The 26,599-nt window shown below is 60.0% G+C and carries 22 protein-coding genes and 1 pseudogene; 15 read left to right on the plus strand and 8 right to left on the minus strand.

Going from position 1 to position 26,599, the window contains the following annotated elements; all coding sequences use genetic code 11:
- Positions 1-112 precede the first annotated feature (112 nt).
- From C6Y53_RS11435 to C6Y53_RS11450, 4 genes are all read left to right on the plus strand, one after another.
- A complete protein-coding gene (locus C6Y53_RS11435) occupies positions 113-1,879 on the plus strand; it encodes a PQQ-dependent methanol/ethanol family dehydrogenase (protein WP_106472549.1) in 1,767 nt (588 codons plus the stop codon).
- A gap of 33 nt (positions 1,880-1,912) precedes the next feature.
- Positions 1,913-2,722 carry a response regulator gene (locus C6Y53_RS11440; protein ID WP_244614815.1) on the plus strand — a complete coding sequence of 270 codons (810 nt, stop codon included), beginning with the start codon at positions 1,913-1,915 and terminating at the stop codon, positions 2,720-2,722.
- 72 nt (positions 2,723-2,794) lie between these two features.
- Positions 2,795-3,946 carry an FIST N-terminal domain-containing protein gene (locus C6Y53_RS11445; RefSeq protein WP_244614816.1) on the plus strand — a complete coding sequence of 384 codons (1,152 nt, stop codon included), beginning with the start codon at positions 2,795-2,797 and terminating at the stop codon, positions 3,944-3,946.
- Positions 3,939-6,158 (plus strand): PAS-domain containing protein, encoded by a 2,220-nt coding sequence (locus C6Y53_RS11450; protein WP_211299363.1) that lies wholly within the window; start codon positions 3,939-3,941, stop codon positions 6,156-6,158. The genes C6Y53_RS11445 and C6Y53_RS11450 overlap by 8 nt, the downstream gene beginning before the upstream one ends.
- A gap of 17 nt (positions 6,159-6,175) precedes the next feature.
- Here C6Y53_RS11450 and C6Y53_RS11455 read toward each other — a convergent pair whose 3' ends face one another.
- From C6Y53_RS11455 to pqqA, 7 genes are all read right to left on the minus strand, one after another.
- Positions 6,176-6,523, minus strand: coding sequence for a DUF779 domain-containing protein (locus C6Y53_RS11455; protein WP_211299364.1), 348 nt, complete (start codon positions 6,521-6,523; stop codon positions 6,176-6,178).
- Between the two features lie 80 nt (positions 6,524-6,603).
- Complete coding sequence (adh, locus tag C6Y53_RS11460) at positions 6,604-8,088, minus strand: aldehyde dehydrogenase (protein WP_211299525.1); 1,485 nt, start codon at positions 8,086-8,088, stop codon at positions 6,604-6,606.
- A 226-nt stretch (positions 8,089-8,314) separates the two neighbouring features.
- Positions 8,315-9,433 (minus strand): pyrroloquinoline quinone biosynthesis protein PqqE, encoded by a 1,119-nt coding sequence (pqqE, locus tag C6Y53_RS11465; RefSeq protein WP_106472553.1) that lies wholly within the window; start codon positions 9,431-9,433, stop codon positions 8,315-8,317.
- Positions 9,430-9,717 (minus strand): pyrroloquinoline quinone biosynthesis peptide chaperone PqqD, encoded by a 288-nt coding sequence (pqqD, locus tag C6Y53_RS11470; protein ID WP_106472554.1) that lies wholly within the window; start codon positions 9,715-9,717, stop codon positions 9,430-9,432. Before pqqD ends, pqqE begins: the two co-directional genes overlap by 4 nt.
- Complete coding sequence (gene pqqC, locus C6Y53_RS11475; RefSeq protein WP_106472555.1) at positions 9,714-10,442, minus strand: pyrroloquinoline-quinone synthase PqqC; 729 nt, start codon at positions 10,440-10,442, stop codon at positions 9,714-9,716. The genes pqqD and pqqC overlap by 4 nt, the downstream gene beginning before the upstream one ends.
- Positions 10,439-11,326, minus strand: a complete 888-nt coding sequence (gene pqqB / locus C6Y53_RS11480; protein WP_106472556.1) for a pyrroloquinoline quinone biosynthesis protein PqqB — start codon at positions 11,324-11,326, stop codon at positions 10,439-10,441. The genes pqqC and pqqB overlap by 4 nt, the downstream gene beginning before the upstream one ends.
- A 23-nt stretch (positions 11,327-11,349) precedes the next feature.
- Entirely contained in the window at positions 11,350-11,457 is a 108-nt protein-coding gene (gene pqqA, locus C6Y53_RS11485; RefSeq protein ID WP_106472557.1) for a pyrroloquinoline quinone precursor peptide PqqA, read from the minus strand.
- A 500-nt stretch (positions 11,458-11,957) separates the two neighbouring features.
- On the opposite strand from pqqA, the gene C6Y53_RS11495 reads away from it, so the two are divergent.
- From C6Y53_RS11495 to C6Y53_RS11510, 4 genes are all read left to right on the plus strand, one after another.
- Entirely contained in the window at positions 11,958-12,875 is a 918-nt protein-coding gene (locus tag C6Y53_RS11495; RefSeq protein ID WP_106472558.1) for a helix-turn-helix domain-containing protein, read from the plus strand.
- Between the two features lie 145 nt (positions 12,876-13,020).
- Positions 13,021-14,427, plus strand: coding sequence for an aldehyde dehydrogenase family protein (locus C6Y53_RS11500; protein WP_106472559.1), 1,407 nt, complete (start codon positions 13,021-13,023; stop codon positions 14,425-14,427).
- A 62-nt stretch (positions 14,428-14,489) separates the two neighbouring features.
- Complete coding sequence (locus C6Y53_RS11505) at positions 14,490-14,801, plus strand: hypothetical protein (RefSeq protein ID WP_149615517.1); 312 nt, start codon at positions 14,490-14,492, stop codon at positions 14,799-14,801.
- A gap of 29 nt (positions 14,802-14,830) precedes the next feature.
- Entirely contained in the window at positions 14,831-16,927 is a 2,097-nt protein-coding gene (locus C6Y53_RS11510) for a PQQ-dependent dehydrogenase, methanol/ethanol family (protein WP_106474063.1), read from the plus strand.
- Between the two features lie 424 nt (positions 16,928-17,351).
- Here C6Y53_RS11510 and C6Y53_RS11515 read toward each other — a convergent pair whose 3' ends face one another.
- Positions 17,352-19,124, minus strand: a complete 1,773-nt coding sequence (locus C6Y53_RS11515) for a PHA/PHB synthase family protein (protein WP_244614817.1) — start codon at positions 19,122-19,124, stop codon at positions 17,352-17,354.
- 44 nt (positions 19,125-19,168) lie between these two features.
- Between C6Y53_RS11515 and C6Y53_RS11520 the strand changes: the two genes are divergently transcribed.
- The 7 genes and pseudogenes from C6Y53_RS11520 to C6Y53_RS11550 all read left to right on the plus strand — a co-directional run bounded on the left by C6Y53_RS11520 (position 19,169) and on the right by C6Y53_RS11550 (position 26,592).
- Positions 19,169-19,429: a hypothetical protein gene (locus tag C6Y53_RS11520; protein ID WP_149615518.1), complete on the plus strand. Its 261-nt coding sequence runs from the start codon at positions 19,169-19,171 to the stop codon at positions 19,427-19,429.
- A gap of 31 nt (positions 19,430-19,460) precedes the next feature.
- Entirely contained in the window at positions 19,461-20,444 is a 984-nt protein-coding gene (locus C6Y53_RS11525; RefSeq protein WP_106472560.1) for an HlyD family secretion protein, read from the plus strand.
- Entirely contained in the window at positions 20,441-23,167 is a 2,727-nt protein-coding gene (gene rbbA / locus C6Y53_RS11530) for a ribosome-associated ATPase/putative transporter RbbA (RefSeq protein ID WP_106472561.1), read from the plus strand. Before C6Y53_RS11525 ends, rbbA begins: the two co-directional genes overlap by 4 nt.
- Position 23,168: 1 nt before the next feature.
- Positions 23,169-24,296 (plus strand): ABC transporter permease, encoded by a 1,128-nt coding sequence (locus tag C6Y53_RS11535; protein ID WP_106472562.1) that lies wholly within the window; start codon positions 23,169-23,171, stop codon positions 24,294-24,296.
- 161 nt (positions 24,297-24,457) lie between these two features.
- A pseudogene (locus C6Y53_RS11540) lies at positions 24,458-24,568 on the plus strand (IS6 family transposase); the annotation flags it as partial.
- Between the two features lie 344 nt (positions 24,569-24,912).
- Complete coding sequence (locus C6Y53_RS11545) at positions 24,913-26,214, plus strand: NAD(P)/FAD-dependent oxidoreductase (protein ID WP_106472563.1); 1,302 nt, start codon at positions 24,913-24,915, stop codon at positions 26,212-26,214.
- 12 nt (positions 26,215-26,226) lie between these two features.
- Positions 26,227-26,592, plus strand: a complete 366-nt coding sequence (locus C6Y53_RS11550) for a DUF5368 domain-containing protein (RefSeq protein ID WP_106472564.1) — start codon at positions 26,227-26,229, stop codon at positions 26,590-26,592.
- Positions 26,593-26,599: the final 7 nt, after the last annotated feature.

Raw genomic sequence — 26,599 nt, forward strand, 5'->3', positions numbered from 1 at the left:
ACGACCTATGTGCAATATCGCCGCCGCGTTCCGGACCCGATACTATAGCCGGCCGATGATCCCATTTCGCGGCGGATTTCGTTCGGCTCGGTTGGATCAAGGGAGGACGAAGATGAACCGGTTCATGATAACCGCCACGGCTAGCCTGATTGCGGCGGGCGCCGCGCAGGCGCAGGTGACGGAAGACGATCTCAGAAACGACCAGACGATCACCACGCAGATCGTCACCAACGGGATGGGGCGGCATCTGCAACGTTTCAGCCCGCTCGATACGCTCAACCGCGACAACGTACAGAATCTGGTGGCCGCATGGGCGTTTTCGCTGGGCGGTGAGAAACAGCGTGGCCAGGAAACCCAACCGCTGATCTATGATGGGGTGATGTATATCACCGGATCATATTCGCGACTTTATGCGATAGATCTGAAGACGGGCAAGGAGATCTGGCAGTATGATGCGCGCCTGCCTGAAGGCATCCTGCCCTGCTGCGACGTGGTCAACCGAGGCGCGGCCATCTATGGTGACAAGATTTATTTCGGCACGCTGGATGCGCGTATGGTGGCGCTCGATCTCAAGACCGGAGACGTGGTTTGGCGTGACAAGATCGGCGATTATAAGGCGGGCTACTCTTATACCGCCGCCCCCCTGATCGTGAACGGGCTGGTGATCAACGGCAATTCCGGCGGCGAATTCGGGATTGTGGGCGAAGTGCAGGCGCGCGACGCCGATACGGGCGACATCGTCTGGACCCGGCCGGTAATCGAGGGGCACATGGGCACGCTCAACGGCGAGGAATCGACGATGACCGGGGTGCTGAACGCGACCTGGCCAGGCGACATGTGGAAAACCGGCGGCGGGGCGACCTGGCTGGGCGGCTCCTATGACGCGGATACCGACACGCTGGTTTTTGGCGCTGGCAACCCGGCACCGTGGAACAGTCATCTGCGTAATGCCGGCGTGCCGACCGATGGCAATTCCGGTGACAACCTCTATGCCGCCAGCCGTATCGGACTGGACCCAGCCACCGGTGAAATCAAGTGGCATTTCCAGACCACGCCTCGCGAGGGGTGGGATTTCGATGGCGTAAACGAGGTGGTGGCCTTTACCGGAACTGACGGCAACAAGTACTATGCCACCGCCGACCGCAACGGGTTCTTCTATGTTCTGAACCGTGAGGACGGATCTTTCGTGGCCGCGCATCCCTTCGTGAAGGACATCAGTTGGGCCGAAGGCATCGATGACACCGGTCGCCCGATTTACAACGAAGCCAACCGGCCCGGCGATCCAACTGAAGCCGCCGGCGGGAACAAGGGCGAAACCATCTTTGCCGTGCCGTCCTTCCTCGGCGGTAAGAACTGGATGCCGATGGCCTTCAGCCAAAAGACCGGCCTATTCTATGTGCCCTCTAACGAATGGGGCATGGATATCTGGAACGAACCGATCACCTACAAGGCGGGTGCTGCCTATCTTGGTGCGGGTTTCACCATCAAGCCACTGTTCGAGGATTATATCGGGTCGCTCAAGGCAATCGACCCGCTGACTGGCGAGATCAAATGGGAATTCCAGAACCCCGCGCCGCTCTGGGGCGGCGTGATGACCACTGCCGGCGGACTGGTGTTCACCGGCACCCCTGAAGGTCGCTTCATCGCCTTTGATGACGAGACCGGAGAGGAGTTGTGGAGCTTCCAGACCGGTTCGGGCATCGTCGGCCAGCCGGTTACCTGGGAACAGGATGGAGAACAGTATGTTTCGGTCATCTCAGGCTGGGGGGGCGCAGTGCCGCTTTGGGGCGGCGAGGTGGCTAAGCAGGTGAGCTTCCTGAACCAGGGAGGTACGCTGTGGACCTTCAAGCTGCCGCGCCAGATGGCGGAAAACAACTGAACTGCGGCAGGCGGCGACCGGGCACGCGCTTTCGTGCGCGTGCCTGTGCGTTTCTGCGGCAATAGCGGATGGGGTAATACACGTTTACGCCTTTGGTCGAAGGGAGCCGCCCACCGATCTGTGCTAGGCTGGAGGAAAATCGACAACGTGGAGATGACGAAGATGTCAGCGACCGACGATGCAGCGAACGCCCCGCTTCGAGAGGTTCTGGTCATCGACGACCATCCGCTGTTCTGCGAGGCGCTGTCGATGATTCTGCGCAACGGGCTGGCAGTGCAGAATGTCACCATGACCAACAACCTTCACAATGCGCTTGACGTGCTGAAAACGGGGGTCGTGCCTGATGTGGTGCTGCTCGACCTGAACCTTCCGGATGTGGACGGGCTGGACGGGTTGGTGCGTCTGAAGATGGCGGTGCCTGAAACCCCGGTGATCGTGGTGTCGTCGTTGTCAGAAAATCAGATGATCCTGTCCGTGTTGCGCGAAGGCGCAGCAGGGTTCATCCCCAAGGATTCGCCCAAGGAAACCATCACCGAAGCCTTCCGGGTGATCCAGGCCGGGGAAACCTTTACGCCCGTGGACTATATCGCGCCCGAAGTCGAAGACGGGATCGATGATGACGACGCGGCGGCCCGGCTGGCAACATTGACGCCGCAGCAGGCCTGCATCTTGCGCCTGATCTGCGAAGGCAAGCTGAACAAGCAGATTGCGTTTGAACTGACGATTGCCGAAACTACCGTCAAGGCGCATATGACCGCAATCCTGCGCAAGCTGGGGGTGCACAGCCGCACGCAGGCGGCGCTGGTGGCGCAGAAGGCGAAGTTCGAAACGATCCTGAACTAGGATATGGTCAACCGGACGGGGATCACGGGAACGGAACGCGCGGTGTCCACGGGAAAAGCCCAGCAGCCTGGCTTGCCGGATTTTGGGCGTATCGTCCGGCGCGCGGTCACGTCGTCTCGCGACCCGGCAGAGGCGTTGCGCGAATTGCGCGATCAGCTTGGATGGGAGAAGTTCGCGCTGGTGACGATTTTTGTCGCGCCGTGCCATCTTTCGGGTCTGCTGGCCAGCGCGATCAACGCGACATTTCCCGATGTGCCGGTGATCGGCTGTACCACGGCCGGGGAAATCACACCCGACGGCATTGCCGACGACACAATTGTGGCGGTGGGCTTCCCTGCCTCGCATTTTTGCGCCTCGGTGCAATTGCTGACCGATACGGACAAGCAAGACGGTGCCGGTATTGCCAAGGCGGTGCTGGACCAGCTCAGCGAAGTTGCCCGTATCGCGCCCGACTGGCAGGGTGAATTCGCCTTCATGCTGAATGACGGGATGGCCCGGAACGAAGATCGGATCGTGGCGACGATCTACCCGGCGCTTGGTATGGTGCCTCTGTTCGGCGGCTCGGCCGGGGACGGGCTGAGCTTTCACGAAACCGCATTGTTCGCCGGGGGAGCGTTTCACAAACGTGCCTCAGTCTTGGCGATCCTGCGCACGCGCTGCCGGATCAAGGTGTTCCGTTTCGACCATTTCGGCCCGACCGACACCCGCATGGTGGTGACCAGCGCCGATCCGGAACGCCGCTTGGTCCGCGAGATCAACGCCGAACCCGCAGCCGCTGAATATGCCCGCATGGTGGGCAAGGATCCGGGGCAATTATCGCCCTTCGTCTTCGCGGCAAATCCGGTCATGGTCAAGGTCGGCGGACAGTATCACGTCCGCGCCATCCAGAAGATCGAGGACAACGGCGATCTGCGGTTTTTCAGCGCGATCGACGAAGGACTGGTGCTGACCGTTGCCGAACCCGAAGATATCGTGACCCATCTGCAACGGGCAATGGATGAACTTGTGGATACACATGGAAATCCTGACACGATCGTCGCCTGCGAATGCATCCTGCGCAAGCTCGAGATCGACCAGACCCAGGCGCGGCGGCGGATCTCGTCGATCCTCGCGAAGAACCGGGTCGTCGGGTTCCACACCTATGGCGAACAGTTCAACATGCTGCATGTGAATCAGACCTTCACAGGCGTCGCTATCTACGCGCCGGAGGATGCCGATGCCTGAAAGCCCGCCGCCGGTTCCAATCCTGCACCCCAACGAGCCCCAGCAACGCCAGCTCGACAAGCTGCAGCGCATCGTTGAGGTGCTGATGCGAAGGGTCGAGGCCAGCGGCGAGGACAGTTTCAACAGCTACGCCCATTTCCAGACCGCCGTGGCGCTCGAAGCGCAGGTCAAGGCGCGCACCCGCGACCTGGAAGAGGCGGTGACGCTGTTGAACCAGTCCCGCGCACGGCTGGCCGAGGCCAAGGCCGAGGCGGAAACCGCGCGCGCAGATCTTTCCAACGCACTGGAGGCGGTCAGGGAAGGTTTCGCGCTTTTCGCGCCGGATGACAGGCTGATCATGTCCAACCGGCGCTTTGCCCGGATGCTGCCAGATGTGGTGGGTCATATCACGCCGGGCCTGCTGCTCGAGGACTACATCCGGCTGGTTTCGCAAAGTTCGGAATTGGTGCTTTCCGGCGGCGCCATCCCCGAGGACTGGCGCCGCGACCGACTGCATCGCCTGCGGCAGTTTCACAGCGATTTCGTGGTCGAATTGAAGGGCGACCGCTGGATTCAGGTCAGCCAGCAACGCACACCGGACGGCGGTACCGCGATCCTGCAGACCGAAGTGACCGACATGGTGCAGTTGGAGCGGCAACAGCGCGACAAGCTGCTGGACGATCAGGCCCGGCTGATCCGGGCGACACTGGATCACATAAATCAGGGGATCTGCATCTTCGACGCTGATGACCGGCTGGCCGCCTGGAACGACCAGTTTTTCGCACTGATGTCACCGCCGATGGAACTGATGCGCACCGGCACCGGGTTTCACCGGTTCGTCGACCATTTCACCACCGCGCATATTTTCCGGTCACTGGACGAGCCGCAGACGGTGGTCGATTGGGTGGCCGACCGGCGCAACCGCGAACCGCTGTGTGTCGAGATTCAGCGCAATGACGGTTCCATCCTCGACGTGTTCACCGACCGGACACCCGATGGTGGTGTCGTCATCTGCCTGACCGACGTGACAAAGGAGCGCGCGATCACCGCGGCACTGCACGAGGTCAACGAAACGCTCGAACAGCGGGTCAAGGCACGCACAGCCGAAATGCAGCAGGCCCGGGATGCGGCCGAGCGGGCGAATACGTCCAAGTCGCGTTTCCTGGCCGCCGCCAGCCATGACCTGCTGCAACCGCTGAACGCCGCGAAACTGTTCCTCTCGACGCTCGAAGAAACCGAGATGAACGAGATGCAGACAGATGTTACTGCGCGGGTAAAGAGCGCCTTCGACAGCGTCGAAACCATATTGGGCGCGCTTCTGGAGATCTCCAAGCTCGACGCCGGCACGTCGGCCACCGTTTCGGTCTTTCCGCTGAACCGCCTGCTGGCCCCCCTGCGCGAAGAATTCCAAGCCTTCGCCGCCCGGAAGGGCCTGCGGTTTCACGTGGTCGATTGCGGGCTCGACGTGGAAAGCGACGCCTCGTATCTCAGGCGGATCATCCAGAACCTGGCCTCGAACGCCATTGCCTATACCGAGTCGGGCAAGGTGCTGGTGGGTGCGCGGCGCAGGGGATCGGAACTGCTGATTGAGGTGCATGACACCGGCCCCGGCATCCCGACGGATCAGCAGGAACGCGTGTTCCACGAATTCCAGCGTATCGAACGCCAGGACGCTGCGCCGGGCATGGGGCTGGGCCTGACCATCGTGCGCCGCGCCTGTGACCTGCTGGGCCACAGGTTGACGATGGAAAGCCGGGAAGGCGTGGGCACGCGGTTTGCCGTGCATGTTCCTTTCCGCACACCGGGCCCCGTCTCCCGCGCTCCGCAGGGGATTCGGGTGACGACCGTCGCCACGTCGCTGGACGGCATGATCCCCCTGGTCATCGAAAACGAGGCAGAGGTGCGACTGGGTATGATGACGCTGCTCGATTCCTGGGGTGCCAGCCCGATCGAGGCGACCAACCTGGCCGAGGCGGACGAGCTGGTTCAGGAACTCGGCATCTTGCCCGACGTGATCCTGGCCGATTACCATCTGGACGAAGGCGAAAGCGGACTGCAGGCGATCCGCAGCCTGCGACGGGTAAATGGACCGATCCCCGCGGTTCTGATCACCGCCAACAGGTCCGAACGGCTGATCGCCCGAGCCGAGCAGGAAGACGTGCTGCTGCTCTACAAGCCGCTACAGCCGGTGCGCCTGCGCACCTATCTGAACACGCTGCAACGACCGGCCTAGCACCTCCCGGACATGTACTAAGACATGCACACGTCCGAGCGGGTCAGGAACCGCATCCCGCTGCCGTTTTCCAGCGAGAACATGCCACCGATGCCAGAGACGGCGTCGATGATCAGATCGGTATGCCGCCAGCGTTCATACTGGTCCGCGTTCATGTAGAAGGGCAACCCGCCGATGCTGCCCACCAGCACGTCATTGTCACCGACGATATAGTCGTCCGCCGCGAAGCACATCGGCGCGCTGCCGTCGCAGCATCCGCCGGACTGGTGGAACAGCAATTCGGCGCCATGCAGGGTCTTGAGTTGCGCGACAAGTTCCAGCGCTGCATTGGTGGCGGTGACGGTCATGATATGGGCTTCGGTCATCATCGCACCTGGGGTTCGAAAAAAGCGGCCGGCGCCGGAAAGGTCACGGAACCTCCCGGAGCCGGCCAGTCGGGGAGAGTTCAGAAAAAGCCGAGTGCGTTCGCGTCGTAGCTGACCAACAGGTTCTTGGTCTGCCGGTAGTGGTCCAGCATCATCTTGTGGTTCTCGCGGCCGATGCCCGACTGTTTGTAGCCGCCAAAGGCCGCATGGGCCGGGTAGGCGTGGTAGCAGTTGGTCCAGACCCGGCCGGCCTGGATCGCACGGCCCATGCGGAAGGCGCGGCTGCCGTCGCGGGTCCAGACCCCGGCGCCAAGACCGTAAAGCGTGTCATTGGCGATCTCCAGCGCCTCGGCCTCGTCCTTGAAGGTGGTGACCGACAGCACCGGGCCAAAGATCTCTTCCTGGAAGATGCGCATCTTGTTGTGGCCCCGGAACACGGTGGGCTGGATGAAATTGCCGTTTTCCAGCCCGCCGTTCAAAGCCGCGATATCGCCGCCGATCAGCACGTCCGCGCCTTCGTCCCGGCCCAGCTGCAGATAGGACGAAATCTTCTCCATCTGCTCGGTCGAGGCCTGAGCACCGATCATCGTGTCCATCGACAGCGGGTTGCCCTGCCGCACCTTGCCGACCCGTTCGATGGCGCGTTCGATGAAGGCGTCATAGATCGATTCCTGGATCAGCGCACGGCTGGGGCAGGTGCAAACCTCGCCCTGGTTCAGCGCGAACATGGTGAAGCCTTCGAGTGTCTTGTCGAAATAGGCATCATCGGCGGCCATGATGTCTTCGAAGAAGATGTTGGGCGACTTGCCGCCAAGTTCCAGCGTCACCGGAATGATGTTCTGGCTGGCGTATTGCATGATCAGCCGTCCGGTGGTGGTTTCGCCGGTGAACGCGATCTTGGCGATCCGGTTGGATGAGGCCAGCGGCTTGCCCGCCTCCAGGCCGAAACCGTTCACCACGTTCAGCACGCCCGGCGGGATCAGGTCGCCGATCAGCTCCATCAGCACCATGATCGATGCCGGGGTCTGCTCGGCCGGTTTCAGAACGATGCAGTTGCCCGCCGCCAGCGCCGGGGCGATCTTCCAGGTGGCCATCAGCAGCGGGAAGTTCCACGGGATGATCTGCCCGACCACGCCCAGCGGTTCGTTGATGTGATAGGCGTAAGTGTTGGCGTCGATCTCAGCGACCGAACCTTCTTCGGCCCGGATCACACCGCCGAAATAGCGGAAATGATCGACCGCCAGCGTGATGTCGGCGGCAATGGATTCGCGGATTGGCTTGCCGTTATCGATGGTTTCCGCGGCCGCCAGCAGTTTGGTATTGGCTTCAATCACGTCTGCGATTTTCATCAGCATGTTGGACCGTTCCGCCAACGACGTCCTGCCCCAGGCCGGGAACGCCGCATGGGCCGCATCCAGTGCTGCCTCGACATCTTTGGCGTCGGAGCGGGCAACCTCGCAGACCACTTCGCCGGTGATCGGCGTGGTATTCTCGAAATACCGACCCGATTTCGGTTCGACGAATTCACCGTTGATGAAATTGCCATAGCGCGCCTTGAATGGCATTCCGACGCCCAGATGGGAGGTGTCCAGCGCTGCGCTGAGGTTGAGTTGATTTTGAACGTTCATAGCTTCCCTCTCGGAGATTTTGCTAAAGCGCCAGCCGGGTCGGACCAGCACCGCGATTCCGTGGTCGGATAGTCGGGGTTTTGTCCGTGTCGCGAAATTGCACTTTAGTCGCAGCGTTCTGATGTCATCGCAGAACACGGCCAACATATTGTATTATAATGGTTTATGTGACGCTTTCCGACGCTTGGTGCGGCGCGCGATCCAAAACCCGATAGCGGAATTCGCCGGTCATATCGGTACGGTCCTGCACATGTAGGAGTCGTTCGACTTGTCCGTGTTGAGGCGACTTGCGGCATACCGGATCGGTCACGCCCGCATCGCCTGCCAGTTGCATCGCCTGGCATCGGCAGCCGCCGAAATCCACGTCGCGTCGGTCGCAGCTCTGGCAGGGTTCGGGCAGCCAATCAGTGCCGCGATAGGCGTTGAAGGCGGGGTCGTCATACCAGATGTCGCGCAGCGCCGCGTCGCGCAGATTGGCGAAACGCAGATGCGGGATGGTCTGCGCCGCATGGCAGGGCAGGACCGTGCCGTCCGGCGTGACGTTCAGCCCGGCGCTGCCCCAGCCGCCCATGCAAGGTTTGGGGTAATCGGCGTAGTAGTCCGGTGGCACGAAATCGAAGGCCAGCACGCCGCGATATTCCTTGCGCGCCTGCGCCACGGTTCGTTTCGCCCGTTCGGTTTGGGCGCGGGTTGGCAGCAGCATGGCGACATTTTCCAGCGCCCAGCCGTGGAACTGCACGCAGGCGACCTCCAACCGCCGCGCGCCCAGCTCCACAGCCATGTCGATGGTCCGGTCGAGATCGTCGAGATTGTGCCGGTGCATCACCGCGTTCAGCGTCAGCGGGATGCCGCGCGCCTTGATCTCTGCCGCTACCTTCATCTTGCGGTCGAAGCCGCCCCTGTAGCCACCGACCCGATCGGCCAGTTCCGCATTGGTTCCCTGCAGCGACAGCTGAATATGATCGATCCCTGCCTCCTCCAGCGCATCCAGCCGCTTTGGTGTCAACCCGATACCCGACGTGATCAGGTTGGTGTAGAGCCCGGCTCCGGTCGCCGCCGCCGCCAGATCGACCAGATCGCTGCGCGACGCGGGTTCGCCGCCTGACAGGTGCAGTTGCAGCACGCCCAGGTCTGCGGCCTGCCTGAACGCATCGGCCCAGGTCATGGTATCAAGCTCTGTCTCCTTGCGCAGCAATTCGACCGGGTTCGAACAATAGGGGCAGGACAGCGGGCAGCGATGGGTCAATTCGGCCAGCATCGCGATGGGCGGGGATGGGGTCATTCGTGCACCTCCAGATACATCCGCCCGCGCAGCCCGGTCAGGAAACGCTGCACGTCTTCGGTAATCAGCCCGACCGGAGCGCGATAGACCTGTGCCAGATGCTCGACGATTTCCCGGAAACTGGCTCTGCCGTCGACGCGTTCCAGAATGGCAACGCCGATCTCGTCCAGCCGCACCGCCTTTTCCGGCACCAGCAATACCATGCCGCCGCGCACCTTGTCGCGATGCAGCCGCACGCCGCGCGGCAAATATGGGCGGTCGGACGCGGCAAGTTCCAGTTTCATGCCATGCCTTCCCCTGGTTGCCAGGCGCCCGGCGGGATACTGCCCGGCGTGACGTAGGCCGAATAGAGCGCATCGAGCTGCGCCCAGAGAACATCGGTCTTGAAACGCAGCGCCGCGGCTGCCTGGTCCTCCTTCTCGGGCGTATCCGCATGGTCGAGCACCCAGGCCAGCCCATAGGCCACGTCCTTCGGCGCCTCGTTCAGCCGGTGCTGGAAATAGGACATCGAGTCCGGGTTGGCGAAATCGTAATGTTTGAAAAGGCCCGCGATGCGCTGCTCGTGAATCTTGGGGGCGAAAAGTTCCGTGAGTGATGATGCAACCGCCTGCAACAAAGGCGCATCGCGGACGTATCGTATATAGGCATCGACGGCGAAACGCGTCGCGGGAAGAACGCCGCCCCCGCTTGCCACATACTCAGGGTCAAGCCCGACCGCTTCAGCCAGTTTCAGCCAGCGTCGGATGCCGCCGCCCTCGTCAACGCCGCCGTCGTGGTCCTCGATCCGCGACCGCCAGGCGCGGCGCATGTCCGGGTCGTCGCAGCGCGACAGAAACGCCGCGTCCTTCATCGGAATCGCTGCCTGATAGGCCCAGCGGTTGATCACCCAGGCACGCACCTGGTCCGGGTTGCAGTCGCCCCCGTGGAGCATGTGATGGAACGGGTGCCGGTCGTGATAGCGTTCCGCCCCGATCGCCCGCAGCCGGGTTTCCAGTGTCAGCCTGCTCATGCGGTGATCTCCATCCCGTCCTGCGCCACCTGCCAGCCAGCCGCCAGCACCTCGGCGCGTTCCGGGCTGCCGGGTTGCAGGATCGGGTTGGTGTTGTTGATGTGTATGAACACCTTGCGCGCCGCGACCCCGGCCAACCGGGCCACCGACCCGTCTTCGCCGCTGATCGGAACATGGCCCATGCGGCGCCCGGTCTTCGCGCCGGTCCCGGAACGGATCATTTCATCGTCATCCCAGACCGTGCCGTCGAAGAACAGCAGATCGACATCGGCCAGTTCCCGCAACAGCGCATCGGTGACATCCGCGCAGCCGGGGATGTAACAGGCAGTCCGACCGCCGCCGGTCAGGCGGACGCCCACGGTCTGTCCGCCGATCAGGTCGGTCTGCACGGTTTCGCCCTCCATGAACAGCGGTACCTTGCCGGGCACCGGGAACAACCGCGCTGTCAGCCCATCCTGCAACGCGAAATCCGCGTCCGGAACGATAGCCCGCCGCACCACCTTGTCGCGTGACAGCGCCCTAAAAACTGGGTTCTGCACCAGTATGTCGTGGATTTCCGTCGTGGCCAGAAGCTCGAACGGAGTCTGTTCACGCAAGCTGAGCAGCCCTGCGATATGGTCGATATCACCATTGGTCAACAGCACCGACCGGATGGGCGTGTGGCGCAGGGCGCATGGGTGCATCTGCGGATTGGCCGCCAACTGCGCCCGGATATCGGGCGAGGCGTTCAGGATGCTCCAGTTGCCGTCCGACATGGACACGGCAAGCGATGATTGCGACGAGGGCGGGATCGCGCCCCGCCGCGCATCAACGCAATTCGTGCAACCGCAATTCCATTGCGGAAGGCCGCCCCCGGCTGCTGCGCCCAGGACGAGGAACCGCATTGCGGTACTTTCCTAGCCGGGGATCAGAACAGATCGTGCTCGTATTCGCGTCCTTCGTCCTCGGATGGCGAATACATGTTGATTTCCATGCCGCAGTTGATTTCGCGAAGCTCGGGTGCATGCCAGGCCATTTCATCCTCCACTGTTCGATGGTCCCTGACGACCAGCCTAGCCTATCTGCCGATCAGAAGGAAATGGTGCTTTGGTCGTAAGTGGGGTCACTGTATCCAATCCAGGCGGTTTTCGTCGTTGAACTCAGTCAGTACACAGCTATCGCACGACCAGTGTCACAGGTTGATGTTCAGATTGGTGCCGGTCATGCGCTGGCATAGCTTCTCAGCCATCTCGGTCGTGCTTCCGCCGCGTTCACCGCGATCGACCCCTGCCTTCCTGATCCACTCGTTCAGCGTCTGCGGCGCGCAACCGATCTTCGAGGAAATGCTTGTTCGTCGTCTTGCGCATGATGCTCAATCCTACTCAGGATTTGGAGCCTCCGGCAAACCCGGCGCGGTTCACACCCTCCGTAGAAATATCCGTGCGAGATTGAACTTTTGACAGTCCTTCCAAAAAGATTTCAGGTACGATCAGACGGATTGAACTGTCGGAGACAGCATAAGTTTGGGAGGACAACATGCTGAACTTTGAGGAATGGCGTGGCAGACTTCGGGAGAGCTGTGGCCACTACTACGCGAAACCGGCGGCGGTCCGTGCCCGGACGGAGCAGTTTGATCTGCGGCAGGTTCAGGGGCTGGATAAAGCATTGATCCGATGCGCGGTGGATAGGATCGAGCGCACACGACAGGGCATTCGCCGGGACGATGCTGAACACTTTTTTCTGCTGCATCAGGCTGAAGGGGAAATGGCCGTTCGACACTGTGACTGCGATGTTGTGTTGCAGAAGGGTGATTTCCTGTTGCTGGACTCAACCCGCCCGGCAGAATTGATCTTTGGCGGGAACGTGTCCCAATTCACTTCGGTTCATATGCCGCGTACTCTGTTTCTGGCTGGGCGTGAACACACCCCGGCCACCGGCATCAAGGTTACCACACGCAATCCGCTTCATGCGAGCCTGACAAACCTGATTTCCGATCAGTCGGACGGGGTCGACGTAGACCAGTTTTGTCCCGATGATTTCTTCGATTTCGTGGCAATGGTGTTCGGACCGGACCCTGCCTCTGTCAATATCGGTCAGTTCCGGAATAGAGGTGGCCGCATGCGGTACATATCGCAGATCATCGATCAGCATCTGCAGGATCAGGACTTTTCTATCGATGACCTCGCCGTTCGCGTTGGCCGTTCCCGGCGCCAATTGCAGCGTGACTTCTATGGGTCCGGGACCAGTTTCACCGAAGTGCTGAAGACGCGCCGCCTGCACCATTTCGTAGCTGCCGGACGCCGGCTCAAGCGGCAAGGCTACGAGATCGGCATCACGGATCTGGCATATATGTCGGGCTTCTCCGACCCGTCTCATTTCAACCGCATGTTCCGCGAAGCCTATCAGACATCCCCCCGCGAATTCTTCAGAAAAACGCATAAGCATATGATATAAAAACATTTAAATGGCGCTATACGCAAATTATATGGCGCGGTACGCCAAGACTCTGTTGATCTATTTCCGAATTCTCAGCCCGACAGGTGGAGAGGCAACGATGGTGTCCCCCCTCTGAGCGTGGGAATTCCAAGGGAGATAGAAAATGGACAAGAAGATGTTGATCAACGGTCAGATGGTAGAATCGGGCCAATGGGTGGATGTCTTGAACCCTGCGACTGAGGAGGTCTTCGCGCGAGTCCCCCGCGCGACGGAAACACTACTGGATGAGGCCGTTGCCGCCGCAGCGGCGGCACAGAAGGCCTGGGCAGTAACCTCAATGGCCGAGCGGCGGACAAAGCTTGAGGCTCTTTCCGCAGCGCTCGCCGAAAACGAAGCTGAACTGGCGCGACTGATTACCCTGGAACAGGGTAAACCCTTGCCCGAAGCCACCGGCGAGGTGCAATGGAGTGTTGGGTATCTGACCCATACGGCCACGCTGGAACTGCCGGATCGCGTCATCCAGGATGACGATGACTTCTTTATTGAGACGCGTCACAAACCACTCGGCGTGGTTGGTGGGATCATTGCCTGGAATTTCCCGCTGCTGCTTTGCGTTTGGAAGATAGGCCCGGCATTGATGGCCGGGAACGCCATTGTGCTGAAACCTGCGCCCACGACGCCTGTTACAGCACTTCGCCTTGCCGAGATCTGCAAAGATATTTTCCCGGCGGGCCTGGTGAACATCATCACCGACAACAATGACCTTGGACCGGCGATGACCGCGCATCCTGGCATCTCGAAAATCGGCTTCACCGGTTCGTCCGAGACCGGCAAGCGGATCATGGCCTCTGCCGCAAACACGATGAAACGTGTCACGTTGGAGATGGGAGGGAACGATCCCGCAATCGTTATGCCGGATGTGGATGTGCAGGCCGCCGCAGAAAAGGTTTACGGTGGTGCGTTCCTCAACGCGGGTCAGGTCTGCCTGGCGGTCAAGCGCGCCTATGTGCATGAGACAATATATGACGAGTTCTGCGATGCGCTGAAAAGAATCGCGGATCAGGCCATCGTCGGGAACGGCCTGGAGCAAGGCACGACCATTGGCCCGATCCAGAACAGGGCACAATACGAAAAGATAAAAGGATTTCTGGATGATGCCAAAGCCAGCGGCACGGTGATTGCCGGTGGCGACGTCGCCGACAGGGATGGTTACTTCATCAGACCGACCATTGTGCGAGACGTGCGGGATGGCGACAAGATTGTTGACGAAGAACAGTTTGGCCCAATCCTGCCGGTGATCTCATTTGCCAACATCGACGACGTAGTCGCGCGCGCGAATGACAGCGACTATGGTCTGGGCGGTTCGGTGCATTCCAAGGATGTCGCCATGGCCACCGATATCGCTGGACGCATTGAATCGGGTTCCGTCTGGGTGAACCAGCAACTCAATATCGGTCCACATATCCCGATGGCCGGGTTCAAGGGCTCCGGTCTCGGAGTCGAACAATCTACCGAGGGGTTGGCCGAGTACACGCAGATTCAGGTCATCAACGTGGCGAGGTCAGCCTGACTTCGATACCATGCGGGCGTGCTGACCAAACTTGCCCGGGTTGCATGGCGGGGAGGAGCGACATGCAAAACCGATTTCCGATCAACGGAGCATCTCATGTTTCTGGGCGGACCGACTCTCCCCTGTTGGAGTTGACGATATCCGATAAGAAACTTGGCGAAACTCTCGGTGCATGGATCATTCCGTCAGGCAACACGCTGACTGCAGACGATGTTCGCGGTTTCTGCAAGGAACGGATCGCCCATTTCAATGTGTCAACCCATGTGATGTTCAAGGACGTTCTGCCGATGACCGTCACGGTCAAACCTCAAAAGTTTGTCATGTGCCAAGAGACAGAGATGGTGTTGACTCAAGCGGAGGAAGAGACCGCCTAGCAATGCAATCCAACAAACGGGAGGAACTGATGAAATATGTATTTGGTGCAGCCATTGCACTGTGCGCAACGCAAGCGATGTCAGAGCGGGTGATTACGCCTGACGAAATCCGTGCAGCCGTTGGCGCGATCGACACGCAAGCAATTGTCGAAAACGATACCCATGACCGCAACTGGTTGAACTATGGCCTCAATTACGCGGAAACGCGGTATTCGCAATTGAACGGTATCACCACGGACAATGTGGGTGAACTTGGCTTGGCCTGGTCCTACGGGCTGGAGAGTCGCCGTGGCGTGGAGGCAACCCCTATCGTTGTGGATGGCGTTATGTTCGTCAGCGCGTCTTGGTCCATCGTACATGCGCTTGATGCGGTGACCGGAGAACAGCTTTGGGTCTATGATCCCGAGGTGCCGCCAGAGTTTGCCAGCAAAGGCTGTTGCGACGTCGTGAATCGCGGCGTCGCCGTCTACGATGGCAAGGTCTATGTCGCCGCCTACGACGGCTATTTGCATGCGATTGACGCGGCTACAGGTGTGCAGGTCTGGAAAGCCGACACGATTGAAAACCGTGAGTTAAGCTATACCAGCACCGGCGCGCCACGGATCATCAACGGCAAGGTGATCATCGGCAATGGCGGCGCCGAGTATGGCGTGCGTGGCTATGTTTCAGCTTACGATGCCGAAACAGGTGAACTGGACTGGCGCTGGTATACCGTCCCCGGAAATCCGGAAAAGCCGTTCGAGAACGATGCCATGCGCATGGCGGCTGAAACCTGGGATCCGTCCGCGAAGTACTGGGAAGCTGGCGGTGGCGGCACCGTCTGGGACGCGATGGCTTATGACGAAGAGCTAAACCTCCTCTATATCGGCGTCGGCAACGGCTCGCCCTGGAACCGGCATCTGCGCTCGCCTGCAGGGGGCGACAACCTGTTCCTCGCCTCCATCGTCGCACTCAATCCGGACACGGGTGACTACGTCTGGCACTATCAAAACACGCCGGGCGATACGTGGGACTATACCTCCACCCAACACATCATTCTGGCTGACCTCGAAATTGAGGGGGAGATGCGCCAGGTCCTGATGCAGGCCCCGAAGAACGGGTTCTTCTATGTAATCGACCGTGCGAATGGGGAATTCATCTCGGCCGAGCCTTTCGTTGAAACGACCTGGGCAAGTGCATATGGCGAAAATGGTCGTCCGATTGAAAACCCGGCAGCGCGTTCAAAGGAGGAACCGTTCGAGACAGTGCCGTCAGCCTACGGCGCGCATAACTGGCATCCGATGAGCTATAACCCTGACACCGGATTGGTCTATATCCCGGCGCAAGGTGTCCCGCTCGTCCAATCGACGGACCCGAATTGGGAGTTGAACAGCCACAAACCATTGTCGACCATGTCGGGCATGGGCTGGAATCTCGGGTATCTGTTCAACGCGATCGCACCAGAAGCGACGCCCTTTGGCCATCTGCTCGCCTGGGATCCAGTGGCGCAGAAAGAGGTGTGGCGCGCGGAATACGTTTCCCCCTGGAATGGTGGCACGCTTACAACAGCGGGTAACCTTGTTTTTCAAGGCACCGCAGATGGACGCTTTATTGCGTATGACGCAACCAATGGTGACACGCTTTGGCAGGTGCCTGTGACCTCTGGTGTTGTCGCGGCACCCATGACATGGGAGCGCGATGGCGTTCAATATGTGACAATCGCCGTTGGATGGGGCGGCGTTTACGGGCTGATGCAGCGGGCGACCGAACGTGTCGGGCCAGGACGGGTCTTTACCTTTCGCGTGGGCGGCACGGCAGAGATGCCGGACTTTGGGACTTCAGAACGTACTGAACTGCTGACAGGCGTAGCGTACAACCCGGATGACGTTGCCGATGGTTTGGCAGTTTATGTGTCCAACTGTCTATTCTGCCACGGGGTGCCGGGTGTCAACAACGGAGGAGCTATTCCGAACCTCGGCTATTCAAATGCTGATGTGATCGCCAACGCCGGCGATTGGATACTAGAAGGCGCCGGCGTGCATAACGGCATGCCTCGATTTGATGGCCATCTAAACGACCGAGAAGTCAAACAACTCATTGCCTTCATTCAAGGCACGGCCGACGCCATAGGTGCCGCTGGCCAATAACGCCAATCTGGCTTGCGAGGCTGATGGTGCGACGCCATCAGCCTCATCATTTTTGAAATAGTCCTCTTAACAACTGCTAGTCGAACCAAGCTGTAACTCGCACGGCTTCGTGTAAGTTCATATGTCCTTTTTTTTGCTGGCCCGAGATCGGGTGGTTCGCCCGGTTGTGTCGCAAAGACACACGTCGATGTATGAACCTCATTCGCATCCTCTTGAGAATCCCCTGGTTCAGGTTTTCAGCGGCTCTCTCGTGAAAGCCAGCAGCCGATGCCGGGGGAAGTGTTCGCGAAGGCTCCGCACTCTCACGCACGAATACCTGCGCGCAACCGATGGAGATCGAGTGGCGTTGTCGTTACCGACCACGAGATGGCACTTTCCGTCAGGCAAGCCCATATTTGTTCTTCCCTCAATGTGCAGTACGCGCCTATTTCTGATGAACGTAGATCCCCGGTGCATCGGCCAGAGCATTACCTATGACGGGCGGCGAGACCGGTTCCCCTGACCGTTCTTCTAGCCAGGACACCCATTCCGGCCACCAAGAGCCATCTTTCTTGGGCGTCTGAGCCGCCCAGCTTTCGGGATCGATATAGTGGTCATCATGGCGTGTCGTGGCAATCTGATAGCTTCGGTTCTTGTGACCCGGCTCGGACACGATGCCGGCGTTGTGTCCTCCGCTGGTCAGGACGAAGGTCAGATCGGTATCGAGATAGAGATGCATCTTGTAGACCGAGTGCCAGGGTGCGACGTGGTCTTTTACAGTGCCAACGGAAAACACCGGAACCCGGATGTCGGTCACCGAGATCGGACGTCCCTGGACGACGAAGCGCCCTTCGGTCAGTTCGTTGTTCAGATAAAGCGACCGGAGGTATTCCGAATGCATGCGGAATGGCATCCGCGTGCCATCGGCATTCCACGCCAGAAGGTCGAACATCGCCGGTTCGTCACCCATGAGGTAGCTGCGAATAATCCGCGACCAGACCAGATCGGCGGATCCGATCATCTGGAACGCTCCGGACATCTGGGAGCTGTCGAGATAGCCCTGATCCCACATCATGTCTTCGAGGAATGTAAGCTGGCTCTCGTTGATGAACAGCTGCAGTTCACCCGGCTCGGTAAAGTCGATCTGCGAGGCGAAATAGCTCAGTGATGCGAAAGGATCGCCGCCGTCGCGGCCGATCGCGGCTGCGGCAATCGAGAGCAACGTGCCGCCGAGGCAGTAGCCTACACCATGAATTTTCTTTTCGGGCACAATGCCCTGTACTGCGCCGATTGCATCCATGACGCCCATCTTGCGGTAGTCATCCATCCCCAAATCGCGATCCTCGGCCCCCGGATTGCGCCAGGAGATCATGAAGACGGTGTAACCCTGATCGACCAGGAACTTCACCATCGAGTTTTCGGGCGAGAGATCGAGGATGTAGAATTTCATGATCCACGCCGGAACCATCAGGATGGGTTCGGGTCTGACCTCGTCGGTGGTCGGCGTGTATTGTATGAGTTCAATCAGATGGTTGCGGTAGACCACTTTGCCTGGCGTTGTCGCTACCTCGTGGCCGGGGCGAAACGATTCAGCGCCCGCCGGGGGCTTGCCGTTTTGCAGGCGATCCAGATCGTCGAGCCAGTTCCGAAAGCCGCGAACCAGGTTAAGGCCGCCTTCTTTCAGAGTCTTTTCCTGCACTTCCGGGTTGGTCAGAAGATAGTTCGACGGCGAAAACATATCGAGCAACTGCCGGGTTGCGAATTCCATGACGTTTTCGTGTTGCCTGATGGTGCCACGTACGCCCGTGGTGGCGTTGTGCCACCATTGCTGATTGAGAAGGAAGGACTGGTAGATCACGTTGTAGGGCCATTTCCCCCAGGCCTTCCCGCGGAACCTGCGGTCTTGTGGCAATGGCTCGACGCACGAACCGGTTCCACCGCTATTGACAGCGCAGTTCGCCGCATAGCGTGACAGTCGCATCCACTTTCGAAACGCCTTTTCCGACAATTCGACCTGCTTGCCGGGAGATGTCGCCAGATGGACCAGCCAATCCAAGTATGCCCCCGCCAACGCCGCAGGCGAAAGGCCATTGGTCAGCTTGGCCAGTGCGGCCTTCAGTTCGCGATCCAGAAACTCCGGCATGTCTGCATCCAGGTGCGGCTCTTGTCCGATTTCGGGCTGCGGCGAATCCGATGGGCTTGGCCGGGTCAGTCCCATTCCGCCCATCCCGGCCCCATCGTTCGGTTCTTCGGATACCCTGGTTGGTTTCTGCATCGCATGACCCATTGCTGGTGTTCCCTCTGAATGCTCTGCGCCTGTCTATCGATTCCCGTCCATGGAACATTGTCGTCAATCAAATCGCCTCGGCGAAAACTGGCGTAGAAAAGCGTTGTTCGGTTCAAGTTAGGTACGAAAGCCTGCCGACGCATCGGACAGTTTGGCATATTGGTCATGCGAATGCCGCAGGGCTGAAAGTCTTTACGCTGCGCTGCGGCGAGGTTAGCTTCGGGAAGCTCGACTGATTTCACGGGCACCGTAACGAGGGGAAGTCCTATGCACTGGAAGCGCTATGGCACAATCGCTGTCGCACTCATCGTACTATTGGGCGGTGCATATGCATTTTGGTTGGGTCGTCAATCCGCGGAACTCCCCGCCGGTATCGTCAGTTCGAATGGACGGATCGAGGCCGAGCGCATCGATGTGGCGGCCAAATTGCCGGGGCGGATCGCCGAGGTTCGCGTTTCCGAGGGCCAGTGGGTCGAGGCGGGCGACTTGGTGGCGCATATGGATACGGCCGAGATCGATGCCCAGTTGCGCCAAGCCCAGGCCGCCGTCACGCAGGCAGAGCAACAGAAGCTGCAAACCGAAGCCCTGCTGAATCAACGCTTGTCCGAACAGGAATTCGCACAGGCGGAATTCGCCCGCGCCGAACAACTCGCGGCCAAGGGGCATGTGCCGCAAGAATTGGTCGATCAAAGGAGAGCCACCCTGATCACCGCAGATGCGGGTGTGGCCGCAGCCCGTGCTGGCATCGATCTTGCAACGGCCACGATTGCGTCGGCGGAAGCCACCGTCGAACGGCTGCAAAGCATCCGGGCCGATGCGGAGCTTGTAGCCCCACACCGTGGACGTGTCCAATACGTCCTCGCTAAGGCAGGGGAAGTTGTCGGTGCAGGCGGAAGGGTCGTAACGCTGACCGATCTGACAGATATATACATGACAATCTTTCTTCCGGCGCGGGACGCAGGATTGCTGGCCATCGGCGCCGAGGCGCGGATTGTCCTTGACCCTATTCCCGACTACGTGGTCCCGGCACAGGTCACCTTCGTGGCCAGCTCGGCTCAGTTCACTCCGAAATCGGTGGAAACCGCAGACGAACGCGACCAGTTGATGTTCCGCGTGAAGCTGACCATCCCGGCGGATTTGCTGGAAGAGTATCAGCAACAGGCGAAGGCGGGCGTGGCGGGTGTCGGTTATGTGCGCGTCGACGATACCGTCGATTGGCCTGATGCCCTTCAGGTGAAATTGCCGCAATGACACCCCCGCCGGTCGTCAGCCTGTCATCTGTCACGCACCGCTATGGCGAAGTTTCGGCGCTCTCCGACGTCTCGCTGGAGATTCCGGCGGGCTGCATGGCGGGTCTGATCGGCCCCGACGGAGTTGGGAAATCCACGCTGCTTGCATTGATCTCAGGCGTGCGAAAATTGCAATCCGGTTGCGCGACCGTGTTGGGCGGCGATATCGCCGCACGTGACCATCTCAAGACATGCAACCATCGCATCGCCTACATGCCGCAGGGTCTGGGCCGGAACCTTTATCCGACGCTCTCGGTCTATGAAAACCTCGATTTCTTCGGTCGGCTCTTTGGCCAGCCGGAGGCCGAACGCCGCGCGCGCATCTACAACCTCTTGACCGCCACCGGGCTTGACCCGTTCCCGGACCGGCCCGCAGGCAAGCTGTCCGGCGGGATGAAGCAGAAACTCTCGCTTTGCTCGGCCCTGATCCATGATCCCGACCTTGTTATCCTTGACGAACCGACCACCGGCGTCGATCCGCTTTCGCGTCAGCAGTTCTGGGATCTGATCGACCAGATCCGCGACGAACGCCCGGCAATGAGCGTGATCGTCGCAACCGCTTACATGGAAGAGGCGGAGCGCTTTGACTGGCTTGCCGCCATGAATGCGGGCCAGGTGATCTCGACGGGATCACCGACCGAAATTCGAAATGCTGCCGGGCAACCGACACTCGAAAAGGCGTTCATCGCCATGTTGCCCGAGGCAGACCGGCAAGGCCACCGCTCCGTCGAGGTGCCGCCACGCCAACGGGTCAGCGGCCCGCCTGCCATCGAGGCGCAGGGTCTGACGTGCCGCTTCGGCGATTTCACTGCCGTCGATCAGGTCGAGTTCCAGATCGAACCCGGCGAGATTTTCGGATTTCTGGGTTCCAACGGCTGCGGCAAGACGACCACCATGAAGATGCTGACCGGGTTGCAGAAGGCCAGCGAAGGCAAGGCGCTTCTGTTTGGTGAGACGCTGAATCCGGATGACATGGCGACCCGGCAACGTGTTGGCTACATGTCGCAGGCTTTTTCCCTTTATGGGGAGTTGACTGTCCGCCGGAACCTGGAGCTTCACGCCCAACTCTATCAATTGCCGATCGAAACCCGCGCAGAGCGGGTCGCACAGATGCTGCATGATTTCGATCTGGCCGACGACGCGGATAAACGGCCAGACGGCCTGCCGCTGGGGATCCGTCAGCGCCTTCAGCTTGCCGTCGCGGTAATCCACGCGCCCGAGGTTCTGATCCTGGACGAACCGACCTCTGGCGTCGATCCGGTCGCGCGGGACGGGTTTTGGCAACACCTGATCAAGCTGTCGCGCGACGAGGGCGTGACAATCTTCGTCTCGACCCATTTCATGAACGAGGCGGAACGATGTGACCGTATTTCGCTGATGCATGCGGGAAAGGTCCTGGCGATCGGAACGCCTGCGGAACTCGCCCATAGCAAAGGCACCGATGACCTGGAAGAAGCATTTGTGGGATATCTGCGCGAAGCGGCAGGTGATGCCGGCGGCACCGTATCCGAGACACCTGCAACCAAGGTGCCCGAAAGGCAGCAAAAACCAGATCGCCTCTTCGACGTTGCCCGGCTTTGGGCCTTCGCGCGCCGCGAGTCGATCGAGATTTTGCGTGATCCGATGCGTCTTGCCTTCGCATTCTTGGGCCCGGTCATCCTGATGCTCACCTTCGGCTATGGGATTTCATTCGACGTGCAGGATCTGCCCTATGTGGTTTTCGATCGTGATCAGAGCGTCGAAAGCCGGGAACTCATGGAGAGCTTCTCTGGCTCACACTACTTCGCTGAAAGACCGGCAGCGGGCAGCGTGACCGAGCTTGATGCCCGAATGAAGAGCTCCGAATTTGTCGTCGCGGTCGAGGTGCCGCCGGGGTTCGGAAAATCGCTGCTGCGCGGTGATCAACCCGAAGTCCGCATTGCTGTGGACGGTGCCATGCCGTTCCGGGCGGAAACGACGCGAGGCTATCTGCAAGGGCTCGCAGTATCCTACATGTCCGATCAAATCGAACGGCTCTATGGCCATGCCTTCGACCCGTCCGCGGCCTCGGTTGAAACCCGGTTTCGCTACAATCAGGCGTTCAAGAGCGTATTTGCGATGATCCCTTCGGTCATCATGCTGATGCTGGTACTGATTCCCGCGATGATGGCGGCGATGGGGGTTGTACGGGAAAAGGAAACCGGTTCTATCGCCAACTTCCGCTCGACCCCGGTGACGCGAACCGAGTTCATTCTGGGCAAGCAGTTGCCGTATGCTGTGATTGCCTTGCTCAGCTTTGCCTCGCTGATCATCGTCTCCTATGGCGTCTTCGGCGTATCGATCAAAGGCTCTGTCTCGGCGCTCTTTGTCGGCACATTGCTTTACGTTCTGGCGACAACGGGCTTTGGCGTGCTGGTCTCGACATTTACCCGCACACAGGTTGCGGCAACCTTTGCCGCCGCGGTGATCTCGATCATTCCGGCCGTCAACTTCTCCGGCCTGCTGGTGCCGGTGTCCTCGCTTTCGGGCGGTGGCCGATTGATCGGGCTGGCCTTCCCGTCGTCCTGGTATCAGCAGATCAGTGTCGGAACCTTCACCAAAGGTCTCGGACTGCCGGAGCTCTGGCTCAATCACGCTGCTCTGGCAGGCTTTGCGGTATTGTTCATCGCCGTTTCGGTCCTTGCCCTGAACAAGCAGGAGGCATGACATGTGGCAATGGCTTACCAATGTCTTTCGGCTTGGCCTCAAGGAACTCAGCAGCCTGCGCGCCGATCCGGTGCTGATCCTGCTGATCGTTTATGTGTTCAGCTTCGCCGTCTATTCGGTGGCGACCGGCGCCAAACTTGAGGTCTCGAAGGCCTCCGTCGCCTATGTGGATCAGGACCGTTCGGCACTGACGGGGCGGATTCTGGGCGCGATCCTGCCGCCCGAATTCAATCCGCCGAAGGAGATCGCGGCGGATGAGATCGAAAGCGTGATGGACAGCGGCAAGTTTGTGTTCGTCCTGTCCTTTCCACCCACTTTCGAGGCGGATGTGCTGAACGGCCACAAGCCTCAGGTCCAACTCAACGTGGATGCCACTGCAATGGCGCAGGCCGGCAACGGTTCGGTGTATCTTCAGCAGATCATCGTCTCCGAAGTCGCCAAGTTCGTTTCCGGCGACGACACCGCAACGACCTTGCCGATCGATCTGGTTGTCAGGACCAAGTTCAACCCGAACCTGAATTCTGTCTGGTTCTCGTCGGTGATGCAGATCATCAACAACATCACCATCTTGTCCGTGCTATTGACCGGCGCCGCGCTGATCCGCGAGCGCGAACACGGCACGATCGAGCATTTGCTGGTGATGCCGGTCACCCCGTCCGAGATCATGGTCGCCAAGATCTGGGCCAATGGTCTCGTGATCGTTGTCGCCGCCATCCTGTCACTCTGGATCGTCGTGCAAACCGTTCTTGCGGTCCCGATCGCTGGGTCCATCCCGCTCTTCGTATCCGGGGCGGTGATTTACCTCGCCTCGGTCACGGGGCTCGGCATCCTGCTGGCCACCTTCACCACGTCGATGCCGCAATTTGGTCTGTTGTCGCTCCCGGTTCTGGTGATCATGAATCTCCTGTCCGGCAGCACGACGCCGATGGAGAGCATGCCGGTCTGGCTTCAGAACGTCATGCTACTGGCGCCCTCGACGCATTTCGTCGCATTTTCGCAAGCCATTCTCTATCGCGGCGCCGGGCTGGATATCGTTTGGCCCGACATGGTGGTCATGTTCGTGCTCGGCGCGGTCTTTTTCTTCATTGCACTCAAGCGCTTCAGGGTGACCATGGCCACAGTTCACTGAACCCACCTGACTGATCCGGAGAACAAATAGCCAGCAAGGCACCCAAGCGGATTTGCCGCGAACCGGTACGCATTGCTACGGACAAGACAACTAGGGCGTCCGAGGGTCTTGTCAAAGGAACTTGGCTTGAGGCCGGGCAGGGGGCTAGGTAGCGTCACTGGATGAAGAAACGTGACCCGTTCAAATACTTCAAGACGAGCGAGGAGATCATCCGGCTGGCGGTGATGCTGTACGTTCGTTTCCCGCTCTCGCTGAGAAATGTCGAGGATCTGCCCCGTTCAATCTGGGCCGTACGCCAAACGGGCCGAGCATCGAAGACATTCGCGCCTGCGCCAGGTAACGCTAGAGCAGGACAACAATTCTCCCGAGTCACCCCGCCAAAGCAACCTCTGGCGGGGTGAATTTTCTCCGTCGGGTGTGGGCGCCGCCGTCGGAACAGGAGCTGTCGGCGCCTGCCCGAGCACAAGTTCGGGGCGATCCAAGCATGAGCCGCCGGCTTGGTGACCTAGTCACCGTTCCAAAACCCTAACCGGCTTAGACTGTTTCGTGTCGGGACGGCAGCAGACGCTCGAATCACACGCGTTTGCTACCCGCTAATGTGCGAGGAGGGGGAACCATGAAACGTAGAGAACTGCTGTCGCTTGCAGCGATTGGAGCTGTCGCGTCGGCCGTCCCGCTGAGCCGGACCGAGGCAGCCCCGGAACCGATAAGGACTTCGGCCAGTATAGTAATCGTTGGAGCCGGCGCCGCAGGAACTGCGCTGGCCAATCGGCTAGTGCGGCGGTTGGATGGTGCGCGGATCACAATCATCGACCCGCGCACCACGCATCTTTACCAGCCTGGCCTGACGCTGGTTGCAACCGGGCTGAAGTCGGCAAACTATGTGACCTCTGACGAGGCGCACTGGCTCCCGCGGGGCGTGGATTGGGTCAAACAACGCGTAGCGGCAGTGGATGCTGAGGCGAAGACGGTCTCGACCGAGGATGGAACTGAGATCAGCTATGACTGGCTGGTGCTCGCCCCGGGGCTCGTGCTCGACTACGGCGCCATTGAAGGGTTCAGCGAGGACCTGATCGGCACCAACGGTATCGGAGCTCTATATGGTGGCCCCGAGGCTGCCGCTCGGACCTGGACGGCGGCGCAGAAGCTCACTGAGCAAGGCGGGCGCGGCCTCTTTACCCGACCCGCGACCGAGATGAAATGCGCGGGCGCTCCGCTCAAGCACACTTTCCTTGTGGACGATATAGCACGCCGTGCCGGCAATGCGGGCAAGGTTGAAATGATCTATGCGGCGCAGAACGATACACTTTTCGGCGTGCCGATCGTCAGCGAGAAGGTGCGGATGCTGTTTGAAGATCGCGGTATCGAGCCCGTTCACAGCCATGTCCTGCGCTCCATCGACCCCAGCGCAAAGCGCGCCACCTTCACGACGCCGGACGGAAACCAGGATATCGACTACGACTATATCCACGTTATTCCGCCTCAGCGGGCGCCCGGGTTTGTCCGTGCCTCCGGGCTCGCGTGGCCGGACCGATGGACGGATCAGGGTTGGCTCGAGGTAGATATGGCGACGCTGCGCCATTTGCGCTATCCCGAGGTCTTCGCTCTCGGCGATGTGGCCGGCGTACCAAAGGGCAAGACCGCGGCTTCGGTCAAATGGCAGGTTCCGGTGGTCGAGGATCACCTCGTCGCCGCGATCGACGGCCGCGAGGGGATCGAGTCCTATGACGGCTACACGTCTTGTCCGCTGATCACCCGCGTCGGCCGCGCGATGCTGGTTGAATTCGACTACCGCAACAACCTCGTTCCCAGCTTTCCGGGCATTATTGCCCCGCTCGAGGAACTGTGGATCAGCTGGATGATGAAGGAAGTGGCGTTGAAGGCCACATACAACGCCATGCTGCGCGGCGAAGCCTGAGGAGGACATGTGATGAAAGACCTGACATTCCCGACCTTGATCGCCGTGTTCGAGGAAATCTTTGGTCGTGGGCTGTTCTGGACCATGGTGGTCGCTGCGGTGTTAATCACGCTGGCCTATTTCTATGTGCTGATCCGCGACCGTTCGGTGAGTTGGAGGAAGTTTCTTCTGGCCCAATTGTCGATGCCGGTTGGGGCGATTGCGGCCGTTTGGTTCGTGATGAAGATGACCCATTCACGACTGTCGGATATCGGCGGGCCGATCGACGTGATCGTATTGCTCGGTGTGGCGGTCGCAGGCGCGGTTGGTATGGCGATCTTCGTCTATACCATCGAGGCGCTGCTTGGCAGCGATCGGACCAGCATCGATAACCGATAAGACAGGC

Origin of the sequence: Pukyongiella litopenaei (assembly GCF_003008555.2) — a bacterium.
Classification (GTDB): domain Bacteria; phylum Pseudomonadota; class Alphaproteobacteria; order Rhodobacterales; family Rhodobacteraceae; genus Pukyongiella; species Pukyongiella litopenaei.